A 20,893-nucleotide genomic window follows, 5' to 3' on the forward strand; every position below is an offset into this window, starting at 1 on the left:
GACCGGGGAGGTCGGCGGGCCGCCTTGCGTACTACGGGAGTGCTCAGCCGTTGAGAACGGCCTCGGCGTCGAGCGTGGCGCCGACGGCCTGGAGCACGGAGGCGATCTTGAACGCCTCCTGGATCGTCTCGCGGGCCACACCGGCCTTGCGCAGCACCTGCTCGTGCGAGTCGAGGCACATGCCGCAGCCGTTGATGGCGGAGACGGCCAGGGACCACAGCTCGAAGTCGACCTTCTCCACGCCCGGGTTGCCGATGACGTTCATCCGCAGACCCGCGCGCAGGTTGCCGTACTCCGGGTCCGACAGCAGGTGCCGGGTGCGGTAGTAGACGTTGTTCATCGCCATGATGGCGGCGGCGGCCTTGGCGGCGGTGTACGCCTCCGGGGACAGGTTCGCCTTCGCCTCGGGCTCCAGCTCGCGCAGGACGATCGGCGAACGGGTCGCGATCGCGCAGGCGAGGACGGTGCCCCACAGCTGCTGCTGCGGGAGGTCCGAGTTGCCGATGACCGAGCCGAGGTTCAGCTTCAGGTCCTTGGCGTAGTCCGGTATGGCGGACTTCAGTTCATCGAGGGCCATGGGTGATCAGCTCACTCGCCCGAGAGGAGCGCGACCGGGTCGAGGGTCTCGTCGCCCTTGCTCCAGTTGCAGGGGCACAGCTCGTCGGTCTGCAGCGCGTCGAGGACCCGCAGGACCTCCTTGGGGTTACGGCCGACGGAGCCGGCGGTCACCATGACGAACTGGATCTCGTTGTTCTGGTCGACGATGAAGACGGCGCGCTGGGCGTAGCCGTCCTCGCCCTCGACGCCGCACGCGCGCATGAGCTCGTGCTTGGCGTCGGCCAGCATCGGGAAGGGCAGGTCACGCAGGTCGGCGTGGTCCTTGCGCCAGGCGTGGTGGACGAACTCCGAGTCGCCGGAGACGCCGAGGATCTGGGCGTCACGGTCGGCGAACTCGTCGTTCAGCTTGCCGAACGCGGCGATCTCGGTCGGGCAGACGAAGGTGAAGTCCTTCGGCCAGAAGAAGACGACCTTCCACTTGCCCTCGTAGGTCTTGTGGTCGATCTGCGCGAAAGCCTTGTCCGCGTCGAGGTCCACACAGGCGGTCAGGTCGAACTCGGGGAACTTGTCACCGACAGTGAGCACGCGCTCTCCTTGCAGCGAAGAAAGTCCCTGGTTGCGGACTTTCTGCGGGGTTGGACGTGATCCACCCTGCCACAGGAGGCATTGATAGCGGAAATAGTTAGACTGATTGGCGTTGATCGGAGGTGGTTATCGATGGAGTCGTCCATACCGCGGGACCGGGGCGCCCGGGGCGCCGAGCCCCAGGAGCCGGCCGCCCGCCCAGGGGGCGCGAAGACGCCGTCCGGCCGTCCCCGCCAGCCCAGTCTGGCCCAGCTCAGAGCCTTCGCGGCGGTCGCCGAGCACCTGCACTTCCGGGACGCCGCCACAGCGATCTCCATGAGCCAGCCGGCGCTCTCGGGCGCCGTCTCCGCCCTGGAGGAGTCACTCGGAATTCAGCTCTTCGAGCGTACGACGCGCCGAGTGCTGCTCAGCCCCGCGGGTGAACGGCTGGCCGCGCGGGCCCGTACCGTGCTGGACGCCGTCGGCGACTTCATGGAGGAGGCCGAGGCCGCGCGGGCGCCCTTCACCGGCGTGCTGAGGCTGGGCGTGATCCCCACCGTGGCGCCGTACCTGCTGCCCGCCGTGCTCCGCCTGGTCCACGAGGTCTACCCCGACCTCGACCTCCAGGTGCACGAGGAGCGGACCTCGTCCCTCCTCGACGGCCTCACCCAGGGCCGCCTGGACCTGCTGCTGCTCGCGGTCCCGCTCGGCGCCCCCGGCGTCACCGAGATGCCGCTGTTCGACGAGGACTTCGTCCTGGTCACCCCCTGCGACCACGCGCTGGCCGGGCGCACGGACCTCCCGCGCAGCGCCCTGCGCGACCTGGACCTGCTGTTGCTGGACGAGGGCCACTGCCTGCGCGACCAGGCCCTCGACGTCTGCCGCGAGGCCGGCCGCACCCCCGGTGCGCCCGTGGCCACCAGCGCCTCCGGCCTGTCGACGCTGGTCCAGCTGGTCGGCGGCGGGCTCGGCGTCACGCTGCTGCCGCGCACGGCCGTCCGCGTCGAGGCCGCCCGCAGCGACCGCCTCGCCACCAGCTGCTTCGCCGCACCCCCGCCCTCCCGCCGGATCGCCCTGGCCATGCGCTCGGGCGCGGCCCGGCAGCGCGAGTTCGAGGAGTTCGCGGACGCCCTGCGGGACGCGCTGAGCTCGCTGCCGGTGCGCATCGTGGGCTGAGAGCCGAGAGGTGTCAGCCTCGGCGGCCGGCCTTCTTGAGGACGGCGTCGACGTCGAGCTCGATCTCCGCGCCGATCGATTCCGGGAGCAGGGCACGCTCACCGGCCGCGTAGACGCGGTGGTTGCGGTACTCGTTCGCGAACGGATCCGTGAGGATGTGCAGGCGCTGCTTCTTCCGGTCGACGATGACGTAGACCGGGATCTTGGCGATCGCGTAGGCGGCGACCTTGGTCCGCATGTCCTGGGCGTAGTTGGACGAGGTGACCTCGAGGACCAGGCGGAAGACGGCGGGGTCGTAGTAGGTCGACTCGATGGCGTGCTCGTCCGCGTCGGCGTCGACAACGGCCAGGTCGGGAATGGCGTAGTCGTACGGCCCGTCGGGGAGCCAGATGCCCGCACCTTGAACCACCCTCGTTTCTTCGGTCTCCGCTGAATGGAAGTCGAAGGTGAGGCCGGTCAGGGAGAATGCGTGGCGCATGTCGGGCGGTGGTGTCACGGTGATCTGTCCCCCCAGGATCTCGACGCGGTGGCCGGGGAGCCGTTCAGCGAGTTGCTCGGCCTGCTCCAGCAGGGTCGGCTCGTCGTGATCGCAGGGGCGCTCGATTGCTGCGGCGGACATCATGTGCCTCCTGGCGGCCGGTGTCGAGACCATCATCGTAGGCCGGTACGGCCGTTCGGCTCCTCTGCACATACGTTCACCCGCAGGGGGGTACGGCACCCGGAAACCGGTCTGACCTGTGGTAAAGGCCCCCACTACTCCGTCCGCAGCCCCTCCGGACGCGTCATCCGGAGCAGCACCGGCAGCGTGGCGAGGGTGACGAGCCCGATGAGGCCCACGCCCGCGCCCGCCACCGGGAGGAACGCCCACCAGTCGGCCCCCCGCGCGCCCGTCAGCCGCAGCACGGCCCAGCCGAGGCCCAGGCCGCCGGCCACGGCGATGGCCATGCCGAGCAGTACCGGGATCGCCGTCTGCCACAGCACCGACCAGGCCAGCGTGCGGCGGGGCGTGCCGACGGCGACGAGCGCGGCCAGCATGCGCCGCCGCTCGCGGAGCTGCTCCAGCGTGGTGACGAGCAGGCCCGCGCCGATCAGGGCCAGCATGCCCCCGGCGCCCAGCAGCAGGCCGCGGTGGACGAGCGGGTAGTTGTCGTCCTTCACCACGCCGCCCCGCCGGTCGATGCGGAGGGCCGGGTCGATGCCGGCCGCGGTGTTGCGGACCCGTTCGATGGCGTCGGGGTCGCCCGGCTCGGTCCGGACGGACAGCCGGGTCCTGGCGTCGGGCAGGGCGGCGGCGTCGACGGCCCCGGGCGTGGCCAGGACGCCGTCGGGGTGCTCGCCGGTCGGACCGGGCCGGGTCCGCACCACGCGCGCGGACTCGGGGACGGTCCACCGGTACGGACGGGCCGGGCCCTCCGTGTACGGCTCGGCGACGACCTTGGTACCGGGGCCGAACGCGTCGGCGTGGCCGGGGTCGTCGGAGCGGCCGAGGAAGACGTCACCGTCCCGGCAGGAGCCGATGTCGGCGAGCTCGGCGAGGGTGGCGCAGTCGCCGACGAGCACGCTGGTGACCGTGTTCGGCGCGCCGTCCTTCCCGACGTAGCGCTCCACGTGGCCGGAGGCCGCCCGCACGCCCTCGGTGCGCCGGAGCCGGTCCACCCAGTCGTGCACCTGCCGCGGGGAGCCGACGGCGTACGAGCCGGTGAGCTGCGAGTGGGTCGCGAGCGCCTCGGGGGAGGTGTCGAACTCCCCGCGCACCCCCGTGAAGACCATCTGCACGGCGATCGCCCCGGCCACCGCGACGGTGATGCCGCTGACCGCCCGCGCGGCCGGGCCGCTCTTCAGCTGCAGCCGCCGGACGGCCAGTTGCCAGGACGGCGGGCCGCCGCGCAGCCGGGCGACGAACGCCTCGACACCCCACGGCAGCAGCGCCGTGACGCCCAGCAGCAGCAGCGCGGCACCCGTCGCCACCTGCCAGGTGTCGACCGGCAGGCCCGGCATGCCGGGCAGCCGGCCGCTCGCCCGGCCGAGCGCCGGGGTGAGCAGGACGGCTCCCAGGGCCGGCACCAGCAGCCGCCACCACAGCCGGCGCCGCCGGGGCGCGGTGCCGCGCACGACGCCCAGCGGCTCCACGGCGACGCCGCGCAGGGTGAACAGGGTGACCCCGACCGCGCAGGCCGGCACCGCGACGACGATCAGCGCCAGCATCCAGGGCGTCGGCATGACGTCGGACGGGAAGATCCCGGTGTCGCGGATGGTGAGGTCGCGGGCGTACTCGCGCAGCGCCAGGAAGACCGCCGCGCCGACGCCCAGCCCGAGCACCGCGCCGGTCAGCGCCTCGCCCGCCGCGATCCGGCGGACCATCCGCAGGTCCGCGCCGATCAGCCGCAGGGCGGCCAGCCTGCGGTCGCGCCCGGCGCCGCCGAACCGGACGGAGGTGCCGATGAAGACGGCGACCGGCGTCAGCAGCACGACGCAGGCGAGGACGGTGAGCACGACGAGGACCGGGCTCATCGGCACGTCCGGCTCGTCGTACCCGAACCGGTCGACGCGTTTGGCGCCCGTGGCCGGGCCGATCCGGTCGCTGCCCGCGTAATAGAGGAGTTCGTCGGGGCCGACGAGTCCCGCGTGACCGATGGTGCCGACGGTGCGGTAGGCGGCGAAGCGGTCGCGCAGCAGCGCTCCCCGGTCGGACGCCAGCAGTGCGGCGAGCGCGGGGGAGACCACCATCTCGCCGGGTTCCGGGAGCCGGTCCACGCCCGGCGGACGGGGTGCGTCCGGGCCGTCCGGGGCCAGCAGCCCGCCGGTGACGGGCTTGTCGTGGAAGTCGGTGCGGACCTCCTGGTAGAGCAGCGTGTCCGGGCCGCGCCGGGCGTCCGGCTCGGCCGGGTCGCGGAACTCGCCGGTGACGCCCACCGAGCGGGCCGTCTCCCGGGCGTGCCGGTCGGCGAGCGCCGACGGGACGGACGCGACGAGCAGCAGCAGGGCCACGCCGAGGCCGACGCCCACCGCCGTGAGCGCGGTCCGCAGCAGGCCCTCCCGGCCGCCGGCGACGGCGTACCGGGCGCCCAGGCAGAGATCGCGGATCCAACGGGCGGGGCCGCGGGGGCCGGTGGGGCGGCCTTGCTCCGCCCCACCGGCCCCCGGCTTCCTCTTCGTCACAAAACCCCCGCCATGTCCCGGACCGTGCCGTCCCGGACGATGACCTCGCGATCGGAGTACGCGGCGACCCGCGACTCGTGGGTGACGAGGACGACGGCAGCGCGGGTCTCCCGGGCGGCGGCGGTGAGCAGCTCCATCACCCGCTCGCCGTTGAGCGAGTCGAGGGCGCCGGTCGGCTCGTCCGCGAAGATCACGCGGGGCGAGGTGACGAGCGCGCGGGCGACGGCGACGCGCTGGCCCTGACCGCCGGACACCTCGCCGGGCCGCTGGTCGCGGGCGTCGGCGACGTCCAGCCGCTCCAGCCAGTGCAGGGCCTTGGCCTCGGCCTCCTTGCGCCGGAGACCGGCCAGCCGCAGCGGCAGGGCCGCGTTCTCCACACAGGTCAGCTCCGGCACCAGCTGGCCGAACTGGAAGACGAAGCCGAACTCCCCGCGCCGCAGCGCGCTCCGCTCGGCGTCCGGCAGGTCCGTCAGACGGTGGCCGTCGTAGGTGACGGTGCCCGCGTCCGGCCGCACGATGCCGGCCAGGCAGTGCAGCAGCGTGGACTTGCCGGAGCCGGAGGGACCCATGACGGCGACGACCTCGCCCGGGTGGACGGAGAAGTCGGCGTCGTCGAGGGCGCGCGTCGGGCCGTAGGACTTGCGCAGGCCGACGGCGCTCAGCAGGGAGCCGGCGGGTATCAAGCCCTCACCGCCTCGGCGAGCCGGCCGAGCCGGGCGGCGGTCACTTCCAGCCACCGCAGGTCGGCCTCGAGATGGAACAGCGCGTGGTCGCAGATCAGCTGGTCGGCCAGATCGCCGGAGCGCTTGCGCTCGGTCAGCCCGCGCATCAGCCGCAGGTGCTCCGCCCGCTGGGCGTCGAGCAGCCCGGCCGCGCTCCGCCCGGTCAGCAGGGCGAGGACGACCTTGGTGTAGAGGGTCGACTGGAGGTACGGCTCGGGCTTCTCGGGCCGGGCGAGCCACTGCCCGACGTCGGTGACGCCGGCCTCCGTGATCGCGTACCGCTTCCGGTCCGGGCCGCCGCCCTGCTCGATCCCGTCGACCTCGACGAGCCCGTTCTTCAGCAGGCGCGACATGGTCGCGTACACCTGGCCGTAGTGCAGCGGCCGGTCGTGACCGAAGTGCTCGTCGAAGGCCCGCTTCAGGTCGTAGCCGTGCCGCGGGCCGGATTCCAGCAGACCGAGCAGAGTGTGTCCGATCGACATGCCCGCGACTGTACAACAGGTCTATACCCGAAATGTATAGACATGGTGCAGAGTCGGAACGGACCGCCTGGCACCGCCTTCGCTGTCACGGACGCCTCAACCGCCGGGTTCGGTTCCCGGCTTTCCCGCCGCGTTCTCCTCCGACGCGGCCGGGCGGCCGGGCCGGCGGATCGCCCCGACGTTCCGGGGCAGCCGGCCGGCCTCCGACAGCGCCTTGCGGAGCAGGAACTCGATCTGCGCGTTCGCGCTGCGCAGCTCTTCGGCGGCCCAGCGCGAGAGCGCGTCGTGGACCAGCGGGTCGAGCCGCAGCAGCACTTGCTTGCGCTGCCGCGGCCGTCCTTGCGGGGGAAGGTCGTCCGTCACTGGTACAGGGTGCCGGTGTTGAGGACGGGCTGTGCGGCCCGGTCCCCGCACAGCACCACCATCAGGTTGCTCACCATGGCCGCCTTCCGCTCCTCGTCCAGCTCGACGATGCCCTGCTCGTTGATGCGGGCGAGGGCCTGCTCGACCATCCCCACCGCACCCTCGACGATCATCTGCCGGGCGGCCACCACCGCGCCGGCCTGCTGCCGCTGGAGCATCGCGGAGGCGATCTCCGGAGCGTAGGCGAGGTGCGTGAACCGCGACTCGACGATCCGGACGCCCGCCGCCGCCACCCGCGCGTGCAGCTCGACGGCCAGCTTCTCGGTGATCTCCTCGGCGTTGCCGCGCAGCGACAGTGCGGTCTCGTCGTGGGCGTCGTAGGGGTACTCGATGGCGATGTGCCGGACGGCCGCCTCGGTCTGGACGGCGACGAACTCCTGGAAGTCCTCCACCGCGAACGTCGCCTGCGCGGTGTCCTCGACCTGCCACACCACGACCGCCGCCAGCTCGATGGGGTTGCCGTAGGCGTCGTTCACCTTCAGGACGGCCGTCTCGTGGTTCCGCACCCGGGTGGAGACCTTCTCCCGGCTGGTGAACGGGTTGACCCAGCGCAGGCCCTCGGTGCGGATCGTGCCGCGGTAGCGGCCGAAGAGCTGGACGACGCGGGTCTCACCGGGGGCGATGGTGTTCAGCCCGCACATGGCGACGATCGCGCCGATGCCGACGACCACGCCGCACGCGATGAGCGCGCCGGCCGCGCCCTTGTTCCCGTCCGCCCCGAACCCGGCGCCGAGGACGACCAGTCCCACGCCGGCCAGGAGTCCCAGCAGCCCCAGCAGCAGGGCGAGTCCGCCGCCGATGTCCTTGGCGGGCATCTCGCGCACGGGCGGTCGGGGCACCTCGGGTGCGTGCGCCGTGGTGGTGCCGGTGTCGGTGGTGGTGGTGTCAAGTGGTGCTTCGGGCATGGCTGTCCCCCCGGTTGGTGTCTAGCAAACTGATATCAGTTTATCGCCCTGTACGGTTTCCCGCATCGCGCCGCACCCGGGTTCCGTCCTCCGGGGGTGCTATATGTCACGTGCGCCAAACCCTTGATCGATGGGCCTTTGGTCACACTTGCGGTGTTAGCTTCGTGAGCTGGTTGGGGGCGGACAGAGTGGAGCTACGGGAGAGATGGGTCGAGCCGAAGCACGACGGGCGCAGAAGGGCAGTGCCCGCAGCGCCAAGGGCAAAAAGCCCAAAAAGACCGGCATACGCCGCTTTTTCACGTGGAAGAAGCTGCTCGCTTACTTCTTCGGACTGATAGCCCTGGGCGTCGGTGCCTTCGTGGCGCTGTACTTGTACGTGGACGTGCCGGACGACGGCAAGCATGCCGCCAAGGCGCAGGCCACGGTCTACAAGTTGCCTGACGGTAAGGTCATCAAGCGGGACGGTGAGTTCAACCGCGAGATGGTCGACTTCTCGAAGATCCCGAAGAACGTGCAGAACGCCGTCATCGCGGCGGAGAACAAGGACTTCTGGGACGACTCGGGCGTGGACCTGATGGGTACCTCGCGCGGCATCCTCAAGACAGTGATGGGCGAGGGGAAGCAGGGTGGTTCGACGATCACCCAGCAGTACGTCAAGAACTACTACCTCGACCAGCGTCAGACCGTCAGCCGCAAGGTCACCGAGCTCATCATCTCGCTGAAGCTCAAGAACAAGATGTCCAAGGAGAAGATCCTTGAGGGCTATCTGAACACGAGCTACTTCGGCCGCAACTCCTACGGTGTCCAAGCCGCTTCCCACGCGTACTTCAACAAGGAGCTCGACAAGCTCACCGTCGAAGAGTCGGCGTACCTCGCCGCCCTGCTCCAGGCGCCGAGCCAGTACGACGTCGTGACGGGCTCCGAGACGGGCAAGAAGCTCGCCAAACAGCGTTGGAACTACGTACTCGACAAGATGGTCGAGAAGAACTGGCTGGCCAAGGACAAGCGCCAGACCATGAAGTTCCCGACGGTGAAGAAGCCGAAGGCGGACACCGGCTTCAGGGGGCAGAACGGGTACCTCTACCGCCTGGCCCAGGACCAGGCCGCGGAGATCCTCAAGAAGAAGAACATGGACCTCGGCGCCGGTGGATACACCATCACGCTGAGCATCGACCCCAAGCGCCAGGCGGCCCTGGAGAAGGCGGTCGACGACAAGCTGTGGAGCCGGATCGACCCCAAGGCCCGCAAGGTCGACAAGGCCGTCCAGCCGGGCGCGGTCTCCGTGGACCCGAAGACCGGCAAGATCGTTGCCTTGTATGGCGGCAGGGAATTCGGCAAGCACCAGATATCCAACGCCACCCGTGAGGACTACCAGCCGGGTTCGACGTTCAAGCCCTTCATCTACGCCGCCGCCTTGACGAACGGTTCGAAGACCCAGGACGGCAAGCCAATCAACGCCAACACCATCTACAACGGCGACAACAAGCACGTCATCACGGGTCCCGGGGCCAACGGCTACAACCCCGAGAACGAGGACCAGACCAGCTATGGCCCGGTCACCGTCGAGTTCGGGATGCAGAAGTCGATCAACCCCGTCTTCGCGCAGATGGCCGTGGACGTCGGTCTGAGCAAGGTCAAGGAAACGGCCGTCGGCCTCGGCATGAACGGCAAGGCCAACGACTTCGGCGCCCACCCCGCCATGGCCCTCGGCTCCATGTCGCAGAGCCCGTTGCACATGGCGGCCGCCTACGCGACCCTGAACAACCACGGCAAGAGCGTCGAGCCCAGCATCATCAAGTCCATCAGCCGAAACGGCCAGGACATCGACCTGCCCAGCTCGTCCGGCCGTGAGGAAGTCCTCAGCCGCGACGCCGCCGACGGCGTAACCGCCGTCCTTCAGAGCGTGGTCGAGAGCGACGACGGCACGGCGAAGAAGGTCCGCAGCTCGCGCTACGAGGTGGCGGGCAAGACGGGTACGTCCGAAGAGGACAAGTCCGCCTGGTTCACGGCCTACACGCCGGACCTGACCACGGTGGTCGCGGTCTACGGTGAGGGCGACAAGGGCACGCACGTGCCGCTGTACGGCGCGGGCGGCGAGCCCCGGGTCGGCGGCAGCAGCTTCCCGGCCGACATCTGGGCCGCGTACACGTCCGAGGCGCTTGGCGACGACGCCACGGCCAAGTTCGACCTGGACACCGAGAACGGTGCCGCCACCGCGGAGCCGCCGCCGGCCACCACGGCCCCGCCGGCCACCACGGCCCCGCCGGCCACCACGGCCCCGCCGACGACGCCGCCGCCCACCACGAAGGCGCCGACCACGCCGCCGGCCAAGAACTCGCCGAGCGCGACGAAGAAGCCCACGGACAAGGAAACGAAGCACACCTTGCCCCCCAAGCCGACCGTCCCGCCCAAGCCGACCCGCACCAACCGTCCCATCCCGCCGGACACTGGCGGACCGGGCGGCCCCGGTGGCCCCGGAGGCCAAGGAGGCCCGGGCGGCGACGACGGGCTGGACCTGCCGTAGCTCTACGGCGGACGCCATGCGGCAAGGGCCGCTCCCCTCTGAAGGGGAGCGGCCCTTCCGCATGTCCGGGACCCTTCCGCATGTCCGGAAGCGGCCTCCGGGACCCTCAGCCCCCGTTCACCCGCGCCGCGATGCGGTCCCCGGTCGCCTTGTCGATGTTGCGCCAGTACTGGAGCGCCCGGCTCAGCACCGGCGCGCTCACCCCGTTCAGCAGGTGGCCGGAGACGGTGGCGACGAGGCGGTCGCGGGCCGCGTCGTCGTAGACCTGGCGGACGAGGGTGCCGGCCTGGCCCCAGTCGTCGTCCTCGCGGTGCAGCCGGTACGCCTCGCGGACCATGTCGCCCGAGGCGTGCCAGCCGGCGGTCTCGCCGAAGCGGGAGGTGTCGGCGGCCGGGCCGCCGTACGAGTTGGGGGCGTACGGGCGAGCCGTGTGCGACGGCTCGTAGCGCATCGGGCCGTCCTTGGCGTAGGAGTTCACGCCGGAGCGGGGGTGGTTGGGCGGCAGCTGGGCGTAGTTGGGGCCGACGCGGTAGCGGTGGGCGTCGGGGTAGGAGAAGAGCCGGCCGAGGAGCATCTTGTCGGGCGACGGGCCGATGCCGGGGACCAGGTTGGACGGCTCGAAGGCGGCCTGCTCGATGTGGACGAAGAAGTCGTCCGGGTTCCGATCCAGGGTGAGGCGGCCCACCTCGGTCAGCGGGTAGTCGCCGTGCGGCCACACCTTCGTCAGGTCGAAGGGGTTGAAGCGGTAGTCCGGGGCGTCGTCGAACGGCATCACCTGGACGTGCAGGGTCCACGAGGGGGCGTCCCCGCCGTCGATCGCCTGCCAGAGGTCGCGGCGGTGCCGGTCCGGGTCCTCGCCGGCCAGGTGGTCGGCCTCCTCCTGGGTGAGGCACTCGATGCCCTGGTCGGTCTTGAAGTGGTACTTGACCCAGAACTTCTCGCCGCCGCCGTTGACCCACATGTAGGTGTGCGAGCCGTAGCCGTTCATGTGCCGCCAGGTGCGCGGCACGCCCCGGTCGCCCATCAGCCAGGCGACCTGGTGGGCCGACTCGGGGGACAGCGTCCAGAAGTCCCACTGCATGTCGTTGTCGCGCAGCCCGTTGTCGGGGCGGCGCTTCTGCGAGCGGATGAAGTCCTGGAACTTCAGCGGGTCGCGGACGAAGAAGACGGGCGTGTTGTTGCCGACCAGGTCGTAGTTGCCGTGCTCGGTGTAGAACTTGACCGCGAAGCCCCGCGGGTCGCGCCAGGTGTCCGGCGAGCCCTGCTCACCGGCCACCGTGGAGAAGCGGGCCAGTGTCTCGGTGGTCGTCCCCGGCTGGAAGACCGCCGCCTTGGTGAACTGGCTGACGTCGTTGGTCACCCGGAACGTGCCGTAGGCGCCGCCGCCCTTGGCGTGGACCACCCGCTCCGGGACGCGTTCCCGGTTGAACTGGGCCATCTTCTCGATCAGGTAGTGGTCCTGGAGAAGAATGGGGCCGGTGTCGCCGATGGTGAGCGAGTGTTCGTCGCTCTCCACGGGGATGCCGACGTTGTTCGTCGTGTACGGAGTGCTGTGCGCCGAGTCGGTCATGGAAGACGCCTCCTGCCGCGGACGAAGGGGGACGCCGTCGCTGGCGTCCTCCGCACCGAGCAAGTCAACCCCTGCCGACAGGGTGTCGACAACACGGCCTGCGGACCCGTCCGACCTTGGCCGGAAAGTGCGGTCAGTGCCCCTGGGCGGACGGACCGGGCAGCCCCAGCTCGAACCACACCACCTTCCCCGTGCTCAGCCGTGTCGCTCCCCACCGCCGGGCCAGCTTGTTCACCAGGTACAGCCCGCGCCCGCCCTCGTCCGACGGGCGCGCCTGCCGCAGCCGCGGCAGCTGCGGCACGTCGTCGCCGACCTCGCAGCGGAGCACGTCCGTCCGCAGCAGGCGCAGCGTGATCGGCCGTTCCGCGTACCGGACGGCGTTGGTGATCACCTCGCTGACCAGCAGCTCCACCGCGTCGGTGAGCTCCGGCAACCCCCAGCGCTCCAGCGCCCGGCGAGCCAGCCGGCGGGCCTGGCGGGCGGTCTGCGGGCGCGGGTCGAGGAACCAGTACGCGACGTCGCTGGGCGCTATGCCCTCGAAGCGGGCGGCGAGCAGGGCGATGTCGTCGTCCCGGTCGCCCGGGCCGAGCATGCCCAGCACCTCGTCGCAGAGCGGCTCCAGCGGCGGCGGGTTGGGGACGGTGAGGCGGGCGGTGTCGATGAGCCGCTCGCGCAGCTGCTCTATCCCCGTCCACACGTCCCGGATCCGCGACTCGACGAGCCCGTCCGTGTAGAGCAGCAGCGTGGCCCCGGCGGGCGCGTCCAGCTCCACGGCCTCGAAGTCGACGCCACCGACGCCGATCGGCGCGCCCGGCGGGACGCGCAGCACCTCGGCGCGGCCGCCGCGGTGCAGCATGATGGGCGGCGGATGGCCCGCGTTGGCGATGACGATGCGGTGCGAGACCGGGTCGTAGACCGCGTAGAGGCAGGTCGCCATCCGGTCCGAACCCAGCCGCTGCGCCTGCTCGTCGAGGTGGTGCAGCACCTCCTGCGGCGGCAGGTCCAGGCCCGCGAGCGTCTGCGCGGTGGTGCGCAGCTGGCCCATGATCGCGGCGGACGTCATGGAGTGGCCCATCACGTCGCCGACGACCAGTGCGATCCGGTTGCCGGGCAGCGGGATCGCGTCGTACCAGTCGCCGCCGACCCGGGCGGTCTCCGCGGCCGGGAGGTAGCGGCTGGCGAGCCGGACACCGGTGGGCTGCGGGAGGGAGTCGGGGAGCATGGTGCGCTGGAGCTCGTCCGCGATGTAGACCTCGCGGCCGTAGAGCACGGCCTTGTCCACGCCGAGCGCGGTGTGGGTGGCCAGCTGCGCGGCCACCAGCAGGTCGTCGCCCTCGAACGCGGCCCGGTCGGGGCGTCGGATGAAGACCGCCGCGCCGATCACCCGGCGGCGCCCGCGCAGCGGCGCGAGGATCGTCCGGCGCCGCTGCGGTACGTGCCGGTCCTCGCCCAGCAGTTCGGGCAGGGCCGCCCGCGCGGCCGAGGAGTCCCCGAAGACGGGCCGGACACCCCGCAGCACCTCCGCGAGCGGCCCGCCTATGCGCACCTCGCAGCGCTCGGCCGCCTCGTCGGCGAGTTCGAGGCCCAGGCCGGGGGAGCCGGCCGGGCGGGCCCCGGCCTCCGGTCCCGCGGGGGCCTCCGGCGGCCAGACGGTGTCCGGCGTGCCGAGGCCGCGCGCGTACTCGGGGAGCCGGTCGGTGCGGCGCAGCCGCAGGACGACGGGGCCGACGGGCCGCTCGTCGCCGACCGGCAGCGGGTCGCGCAGGTAGACGAGGATGGCGTCGGCGAACGTCGGCACGGTGGCCCGGCAGAGGCCCAGCACGATCTCGTCCAGGTCGATGCCGCGGGCGATCCGCCGGGTGGCGGCGCCGACGAAGCGCAGCCGCTCCCCGCTGCCGGCGCCCGGGTGCGCCCCGGCCCGCGGGTCCCGTGCCGCCGGCGGGCGGTCCGGCCGCCTCGGAGGCGCTCACGACGGGCCGTACGGGCCGCGCCCCGCGCGGCAGCGGCAGGCCGTCGTCGGTCCGGTCACCGGGGGCGTCACCGGGTGCGCCGCCGGTGCGGGGGCGCGGCACGGCCGCCGGTGAGGGCGCCGGCGCGGGGCTATGCCGGACTGCGGCATTCCGCTGTCCTCCGTGGGAGTCGGTCTGCTCCGTCACGCGTGGGGTTCCATCCGTCGGGGCGTCACGCCCGGTCGCACAGGGCGCACCATGGTCAGGCGGCGCGTCGCAGATTGAGGAAGAGCTGGATCTCGGGCGGGACGTCCGTGCTCAGCGGGGCGTAGGCCAGCGAGTTCTCCCCGACGATCTCGAACCCCGCCTCGCGGACGACCTCCCGCAACTCGTCGCGCAGGTAACCCGATACCCGAATCGTGTTACCGAGGAACGGTATCGCATAGTCGTCCACGTCCGCCTCCACCATCGAGAGAGCCATCAGCCCCCCGGGTCTCAGCAGTCCGTGCAGCATCAGCAGCGCGTGCGGGATCTCCGGACGCGGCAGCATCAGCAGGGCGAAGAAGGCGGCGACACCGTCGAAGGTGCCCAGCCGCCCGTCCTTCAGGTCGGCCAGGTCGGCCTGGTGGAACTCGGCTCCGGGGACGTGGCCGCGGGCCAGGTCGAGCATCCCGGCCGAGAGGTCGACGCCCACCACCCGGTGCCCGGCCTCCGCCAGCTGCCGGGCCGTCGGGAGGCCGGTGCCGCAGCCGACGTCGAGGATCCTGGAGCCGGCCGGCAGCGACTCCGCGAGCCAGGCGCCGGAGGCCAGCTGGCCCTCCTTGTGCGGGAACGCCTCGTCGTACCGGTCGCCGATGGCGTCGAACGCCTCGGCTTGCCCGCTGCGGTCCAGGCCCGCGGGGGCATAGCCGTCGTAGGCCCGCCGGATGTGGTCACCGCTCACCGCTCCGCCCTTCCGCCTGCCTCTGTCGGTGGTTCCGACTGGTCGCTGCATTCCTGCCGGTCGATCTGGTCGCTGCATTCCTGCTGGTCGTCGGCTTCTGACTACACGTCACTTCGCCTGTCGCGCCAGGTGCGTTGCCGGTCGGCAGCGCGCACGGGGGCGCGGAGGACGATCCTACGGTTGCCCCTCGGGGCCACGGCAAGCGCTTCACGCCCGCAGGGGCGCCGGAGTGCGCCCCCAGTCCTCCGGGAGCGCCGGCACCGGCCACGCGGGGTCGGGCCGCCAGTGCTCCCAGCCGGAGGCGAACGGGGCGTCCCACGCCTCGATCCGCTCGACCGCCGTGTGCCCGGCGGCCCGCACCTCCTCGGCCCGGGCGGCTGTCATCAGGCCCGCCCGCTGCGCCTGCGCGAACTCGTCCTCGTCCTTCCACTCCCAACTGCGGTCCGGGTAGACGGCGATGTCCAGGAAGTGGTCCTCGGAGTCGACCCCGCCGGCCCAGCGCGCGAGCGGTTCCTCAAGATTCACGTACCAGTTCCTGAACCTCCAGTCGAGGTCCCAGAAGAGCCAGACCGACCACGGCTCGCCGGGCCGGGCCAGCTTGAGCACGCCCGTGCCGGCCCAAGGGGCGACACTGGTGGTGCGCGGCTTGGAGTACCGGGTCGCGAGGGGCTCCTGGTACGGGAGTCTGCCGTCGGTGAGCACGGGACGGACGCACGCCGTCCCGGGCGCCACCCAGACGGCGAGCAGGTCCGCGGTGTCCTGGACGACGGTCACGGGCCGGCAGATGTGCACGCGATCCTCGGCGTTGGCGCGGTACCGCCAGAGGATCCGGTCGCCGGGGGCCCAGAATCCGCCCGCGGAGCCTGCCGTGGTCCTGGTGTCCGCTGTCTCCGCTGCCATGCGCAGATCTTAGGGGGCGGGGCCGGGCCCGTGCCGTGATGTGTACCGCACGGGCAACGGCCGTTCGCCTCCCGTGCCACGGCCGGTCCCTACGGCCGCGTCATCCGCAGCACGTCCAGGGCCTCGTCCAACTGCTCCATGGTCAGCAGGCCACGCTCGACGTACCCCTCGTCGAGCACCACCTGACGAATCGTCTTCCGTTCGGCCAGCGACTTCTTGGCGACCTTCGCCGCCTCCTCGTAGCCGATGTAGCGGTTCAGTGGCGTGACCACCGAGGGGGACGACTCCGCGTACTCCCGCGCCCGCTCCACGTTGGCCGTGATCCCGTCGACCGTCCGGTCGGCCAGCAGCCGCGCCGCGTTGCCGAGCAGCCGCACCGACTCCAGCAGGTTCTTGGCCATCACCGGCAGCATCACGTTGAGCTCGAAATTGCCCGCCGCGCCCGCCGTCGCCACCGTCGCGTCGTTGCCGATCACCTGGGCGGCGACCATCAGCACGGCCTCCGGGATCACCGGGTTGACCTTGCCCGGCATGATCGAGGAGCCCGGCTGGAGGTCGGGAAGGCTGATCTCGGCCAGACCGGTGCGCGGCCCGGAGGACATCCAGCGCAGGTCGTTGGCGATCTTCGTGAGGCCGACGGCGATGGTCCGCAGCTGCCCGCTGGTCTCCACCAGCCCGTCGCGCGCGCCCTGTGCCTCGAAGTGGTCGCGGGCCTCGGTGAGCGGCAGCCCGGTGGCCCGCGCGACCTCGGCGATGACGGCCGCGGAGAAGCCGGCCGGGGTGTTGATGCCCGTCCCCACCGCCGTTCCGCCGAGCGGCAGTTCGGCCAGCCGCGGCAGGGAGGCGCGCAGCCGTTCGACGCCGTACCGGACCTGCGCCGCGTACCCGCCGAACTCCTGGCCGAGCGTCACCGGCGTGGCGTCCATCAGGTGCGTCCGGCCCGACTTGACGACCTCGGCGAACTCCTCGGCCTTCCGCTCCAGCGCCGCGGCCAGGTGCTCCAGCGCCGGGATCAGCTCCCGGGTGACGGCGGCCGTCGCGGCGATGTGGATCGAGGACGGGAACACGTCGTTGGACGACTGGCTGGCGTTGACGTGGTCGTTGGGGTGCACGTCGCGGCCCAGCCGCTCGGTCGCCAGGGTGGCGAGGACCTCGTTGGTGTTCATGTTGGACGAGGTGCCGGACCCCGTCTGGAAGACGTCGACCGGGAAGTGCTCGTCCCAGCGGCCCTCGGCGACCTCGGCCGCGGCCTCGGCGATCGCCTCCGCCACCTCCTTGTCGACCACTCCCAGCTCGGCGTTGACCTTGGCGGCGGCCGCCTTGATCCGGGCCAGCGCCTCGATGTGCGCCCGCTCCAGCCGCTGCCCGCTGACCGGGAAGTTCTCCACGGCCCGCTGGGTCTGCGCCCGCCACTTGGCGTGGGCGGGGACGCGCACCTCGCCCATCGAGTCGTGCTCGATCCGGTACTGATCACTCGCGGTCATCGTCACTTACCTCCTGTGGAGTACAGCGTTTGTCCGGTTCAGCGTGTTCCCGAAGGCCACTACCAGCCAGTAAATACCGCGGGTAACAACAGAAATCGGGGAGGCTTCATGACACGCAGACCCACCCTGCGCTGTTCCCTCGCGGCTGTCGCGGCCTTCGCGGCCGCGTTCGGCGGTCTGACCGGAACCACGGCCACCGCCAGTACCACCCACGCCGCCACGCGCACCACGGCCGCCACTCCACTCCCACCCGAGCTGGAGAAGATCCGAGCGGCGGAGGCCGTCAAGCTCTACGGCGACGCCACCGAACGCCCGCTCACCGAACGCAAGACCTCGCTGCTGTCCCTGGGCGACAGCGAGATCTCCGGCGAGGGCGTCGGCACCTACGAGCCCGGCACCAGCGGCCCGGACAACTGGTGCCACCGTTCGCCCGAGGCCGCCATCCACCGCACCTCGATCCCCGCCGACGTCACCTACAACGTCGCCTGCTCCGGCGCCACCACCGCCAACATCCGCATCGGCGGCAGCAAGCAGTACGCGGACGAGCTCGTGCAGAGCGACAACCTCGCCGTCAAGGCCCGCAACACCCGAGTCAAGCTCGTCCTGCTCGTCGCAGGCGCCAACGACGACCTCCAGTTCGGCCCGGTCATGACCGACTGCGTCACCCGCTACCTCACCCTCCAGGGCACCTGCGAGCCGAAGTACGCCCCCGGCTGGCAGGCCCGCGTCGACGGCCTGGTCCCCAAGGTCGAGCAGACCGTCCGCGACCTGCGCACGGTGATGCGCGGCGCGGGCTACGCGGACGGCGACTACAAGCTCGTCGTCATGGGCTACCCGAGCCCCATCGGCCCCGACTTCGAGGACAACCCGGACTACCCCGGCAAGCTCCCGGGCGGCTGCGTCGGCCACACCTCGGACGCCGCCTGGGGCCGCAACTCCGCCGTCCCCGCCTTCGAACGCGGCATGCGCCGTGCCGCCCGCGAGAGCGGCGCCCACTTCCTGGACAACTCGCGCCTCTTCCACGGCCACGAGGTCTGCATGGACGACGCCTGGGCCCGCGGCCTCTACGTCGACCTCTCCAACCCGTTCCCGCCGGACTCCAACTCCGTCCGCCAGTCCTTCCATCCCAACGCCCGCGGCCACGCCGCCTTCGCCGCCTGCCTGAGCGCCTTCTACACCTCCGACCGCCGCGAGGCCGGCTGCGCCGACCCCGCGAGCACCGGAAAGCCCGAGCTCTACGGGGGCTCCTGGGACGACGCGTACCGCCCGCTGCGCAACGCCGCGACCAACACGTGCGTCGACGCCTACGGGGCCTCGTCGCGCAACGGGACGGCCGTCGGCGGCTGGGACTGCACCGGCAACCGCAACCAGGAGTGGACGTACGACGCCACCCGCGGCTCCCTGCGCACCGCCCTCTCCCACGACCGCTGCGTCGACGTCCCCGGCGGCAAGTACGCGGCCGGCACGGCCGTCGCCCTCTGGAACTGCCACGGCGGCGACAACCAGCGCTTCACGCGCTCCGGCGCGTCGATCCGCCCCGCGGCCGCTCCCGACCTCTGCCTGACGCTCGCGTCGGCGAAGGACCCGGTACGGCTCCAGCGCTGCGACGGCTCGCGGAGCCAGAGCTTCGCCTGACGGCGGGGGTGAGCCCCCGCACCCCAGAAGCGCCCTTCGGGCTCCCCCAGAGGGGGCACCCCCAGTCCTCAAACGCCGGTCAGGCTATATCAGCCCGTCCGGCGTTTGAGGACGAGCGGCGAAGCCGCGATCAAGGGGGTCTGGGGCGCAGCCCCAGGAAACGGCGAAGGGGCGGGACAGGGGCAACCCCAACTACAGCCCCGGCCCCCGCACCGGGATCGACGTGAATGTCGGAGACGAAGGCGCCGGATCCTGGAAGAAGTCATTCCCCTTGTCGTCGACGACGATGAACGCCGGGAAGTCCTCCACCTCGATCCGCCAGACCGCCTCCATGCCAAGCTCCTCGTACTCGACGACCTCGACCTTCTTGATGCAGTCCTGAGCGAGCCGGGCCGCAGGCCCGCCAATGGACCCGAGGTAGAACCCGCCATGAGCGGCACACGCATCGGTGACCTGCTTCGACCGGTTCCCCTTGGCGAGCATCACCTTCGACCCACCCGCCGCCTGGAACTGCTCGACGTACGAGTCCATCCGTCCGGCCGTGGTCGGCCCGAAGGAGCCCGAGGCGTACCCCTCGGGCGTCTTCGCCGGCCCCGCGTAGTAGACCGGGTGATCCCGCAGGTACTGCGGCATCTCCTCACCCGCGTCCAACCGCTCCTTGATCTTCGCGTGCGCGATGTCCCGCGCCACGACCAGCGGCCCGGTCAGCGAAAGCCGCGTCTTGACCGGGTACTTCGCCAGCTCGGCGAGGATCTCGTCCATGGGCCGGTTGAGGTCGATCCGCACCACGTCGGACGACTCGTCCAGCTGCTCGTCGGTGGTGTCCGGCAGGAACCGCGCCGGGTCCGTCTCCAGCTGCTCCAGGAAGACGCCCTCGGCGGTGATCTTCGCGACGGCCTGGCGGTCGGCCGAGCAGGACACGGCGATGGCCACCGGGCAGGACGCGCCGTGCCGCGGCAGCCGCACCACGCGCACGTCGTGGCAGAAGTACTTGCCGCCGAACTGCGCGCCGATGCCGATCTTCTGCGTCAGCTCGAAGACCTTCTCCTCCAGCTCCTTGTCACGGAAGCCGTGACCGAGCGGAGAGCCCTCCTCCGGCAGCTCGTCGAGGTAGTGCGCGGAGGCGTACTTGGCGGTCTTCAGCGCGTACTCGGCGCTGGTGCCGCCGACCACGATCGCGAGGTGGTACGGCGGGCACGCGGCCGTACCCAGCGAACGGATCTTCTCCTCCAGGAACTTCATCATGCTCGCCTCGTTGAGCACGGCCTTCGTCTCCTGGTAGAGGAAGGACTTGTTGGCCGAGCCGCCGCCCTTGGCCATGAAGAGGAACTTGTACGCGCCGCCGTCCGTCGCGTACAGCTCGATCTGCGCCGGGAGGTTGGAGCCGGTGTTCTTCTCCTCCCACATGGTGAGCGGCGCCATCTGCGAGTACCGCAGGTTGAGCTTGGTGTAGGCGTCGAAGACGCCGAGGGAGAGCGCCTCCTCGTCCCGGCCGCCGGTGAGCACGTTCTGGCCGCGCTTGCCCATGACGATCGCCGTGCCGGTGTCCTGGCACATCGGGAGCACGCCCGCGGCGGCGATGTTGGCGTTCTTCAGCAGGTCCAGGGCGACGAACTTGTCGTTGGACGACGCCTCGGGGTCGTCGACGATCTTCCGCAGCTGGGCGAGGTGCGCGGGGCGCAGGTAGTGCTGGATGTCGTGGATCGCCTCTTCCGCGAGCCGGCGCAGTGCCTCGGGCTCCACCTTGAGGAACGTGCGTCCGTCCGCCTCGAACGTCGACACGCCCTCGGAGGTGATCAGTCGGTACGGCGTCTCGTCCTCGCCCAGGGGCAGCAGATCCGTGTAGGCGAACCCCGGGGGGACTGACCGGTCTGACATCGCGGCGATTCCTCACTCACT

16 protein-coding genes and 1 pseudogene are annotated in these 20,893 nt (G+C 71.4%); 3 read left to right on the plus strand and 14 right to left on the minus strand.

Features of this window, described 5'->3' with window-relative positions:
* Positions 1-43 precede the first annotated feature (43 nt).
* Together JNW98_RS03700 and JNW98_RS03705 are read right to left on the minus strand one after the other, a co-directional pair.
* Complete coding sequence (locus JNW98_RS03700; protein WP_004941958.1) at positions 44-577, minus strand: alkyl hydroperoxide reductase; 534 nt, start codon at positions 575-577, stop codon at positions 44-46.
* An 11-nt stretch (positions 578-588) separates the two neighbouring features.
* Positions 589-1,143 carry a peroxiredoxin gene (locus tag JNW98_RS03705; protein WP_185941816.1) on the minus strand — a complete coding sequence of 185 codons (555 nt, stop codon included), beginning with the start codon at positions 1,141-1,143 and terminating at the stop codon, positions 589-591.
* 132 nt (positions 1,144-1,275) lie between these two features.
* On the opposite strand from JNW98_RS03705, the gene JNW98_RS03710 reads away from it, so the two are divergent.
* Entirely contained in the window at positions 1,276-2,298 is a 1,023-nt protein-coding gene (locus JNW98_RS03710) for a hydrogen peroxide-inducible genes activator (RefSeq protein ID WP_223766601.1), read from the plus strand.
* 13 nt (positions 2,299-2,311) lie between these two features.
* On the opposite strand, the gene JNW98_RS03715 is transcribed toward JNW98_RS03710, so the two are convergent.
* The 6 genes from JNW98_RS03715 to JNW98_RS03740 form a co-directional block, all read right to left on the minus strand.
* Positions 2,312-2,917, minus strand: a complete 606-nt coding sequence (locus tag JNW98_RS03715) for a Uma2 family endonuclease (protein WP_223766602.1) — start codon at positions 2,915-2,917, stop codon at positions 2,312-2,314.
* A gap of 134 nt (positions 2,918-3,051) precedes the next feature.
* The gene (locus JNW98_RS03720) at positions 3,052-5,457 is read right to left on the minus strand and encodes an ABC transporter permease (protein WP_223766603.1); all 2,406 of its coding nucleotides are present in this window, start codon (positions 5,455-5,457) and stop codon (positions 3,052-3,054) included.
* Entirely contained in the window at positions 5,454-6,140 is a 687-nt protein-coding gene (locus JNW98_RS03725) for an ABC transporter ATP-binding protein (protein WP_223766604.1), read from the minus strand. Before JNW98_RS03725 ends, JNW98_RS03720 begins: the two co-directional genes overlap by 4 nt.
* The gene (locus JNW98_RS03730) at positions 6,137-6,661 is read right to left on the minus strand and encodes a PadR family transcriptional regulator (protein ID WP_223766605.1); all 525 of its coding nucleotides are present in this window, start codon (positions 6,659-6,661) and stop codon (positions 6,137-6,139) included. The genes JNW98_RS03725 and JNW98_RS03730 overlap by 4 nt, the downstream gene beginning before the upstream one ends.
* Positions 6,662-6,757: 96 nt before the next feature.
* Entirely contained in the window at positions 6,758-7,024 is a 267-nt protein-coding gene (locus JNW98_RS03735) for a type II toxin-antitoxin system antitoxin (RefSeq protein ID WP_223766606.1), read from the minus strand.
* Positions 7,021-7,989, minus strand: coding sequence for an SPFH domain-containing protein (locus JNW98_RS03740; RefSeq protein ID WP_223766607.1), 969 nt, complete (start codon positions 7,987-7,989; stop codon positions 7,021-7,023). The genes JNW98_RS03735 and JNW98_RS03740 overlap by 4 nt, the downstream gene beginning before the upstream one ends.
* A gap of 205 nt (positions 7,990-8,194) precedes the next feature.
* Here JNW98_RS03740 and JNW98_RS03745 point away from each other — a divergent pair, with 205 nt between their 5' ends.
* Positions 8,195-10,513, plus strand: a complete 2,319-nt coding sequence (locus JNW98_RS03745; RefSeq protein WP_223766608.1) for a transglycosylase domain-containing protein — start codon at positions 8,195-8,197, stop codon at positions 10,511-10,513.
* Between the two features lie 106 nt (positions 10,514-10,619).
* Here JNW98_RS03745 and JNW98_RS03750 read toward each other — a convergent pair whose 3' ends face one another.
* The 5 genes and pseudogenes from JNW98_RS03750 to JNW98_RS03770 all read right to left on the minus strand — a co-directional run bounded on the left by JNW98_RS03750 (position 10,620) and on the right by JNW98_RS03770 (position 17,359).
* Positions 10,620-12,083, minus strand: a complete 1,464-nt coding sequence (locus JNW98_RS03750) for a catalase (protein ID WP_223766609.1) — start codon at positions 12,081-12,083, stop codon at positions 10,620-10,622.
* Between the two features lie 133 nt (positions 12,084-12,216).
* Positions 12,217-14,314, minus strand: a pseudogene (locus JNW98_RS03755) (SpoIIE family protein phosphatase).
* Complete coding sequence (locus tag JNW98_RS03760; protein WP_223766611.1) at positions 14,295-14,975, minus strand: class I SAM-dependent methyltransferase; 681 nt, start codon at positions 14,973-14,975, stop codon at positions 14,295-14,297. Before JNW98_RS03760 ends, JNW98_RS03755 begins: the two are co-directional and overlap by 20 nt.
* Positions 14,976-15,182: 207 nt before the next feature.
* Positions 15,183-15,875 (minus strand): cytidylyl-2-hydroxypropylphosphonate hydrolase, encoded by a 693-nt coding sequence (fomD, locus tag JNW98_RS03765; RefSeq protein WP_223766612.1) that lies wholly within the window; start codon positions 15,873-15,875, stop codon positions 15,183-15,185.
* Between the two features lie 89 nt (positions 15,876-15,964).
* A complete protein-coding gene (locus tag JNW98_RS03770; RefSeq protein ID WP_223766613.1) occupies positions 15,965-17,359 on the minus strand; it encodes a class II fumarate hydratase in 1,395 nt (464 codons plus the stop codon).
* A gap of 108 nt (positions 17,360-17,467) precedes the next feature.
* Here JNW98_RS03770 and JNW98_RS03775 point away from each other — a divergent pair, with 108 nt between their 5' ends.
* Positions 17,468-18,994, plus strand: a complete 1,527-nt coding sequence (locus JNW98_RS03775) for a ricin-type beta-trefoil lectin domain protein (RefSeq protein WP_223766614.1) — start codon at positions 17,468-17,470, stop codon at positions 18,992-18,994.
* A gap of 192 nt (positions 18,995-19,186) precedes the next feature.
* On the opposite strand, the gene JNW98_RS03780 is transcribed toward JNW98_RS03775, so the two are convergent.
* Positions 19,187-20,872: a fumarate hydratase gene (locus JNW98_RS03780; RefSeq protein WP_223766615.1), complete on the minus strand. Its 1,686-nt coding sequence runs from the start codon at positions 20,870-20,872 to the stop codon at positions 19,187-19,189.
* Positions 20,873-20,893: the final 21 nt, after the last annotated feature.

Origin of the sequence: Streptomyces huiliensis (assembly GCF_020037025.1) — a bacterium.
GTDB lineage: Bacteria > Actinomycetota > Actinomycetes > Streptomycetales > Streptomycetaceae > Streptomyces > Streptomyces huiliensis.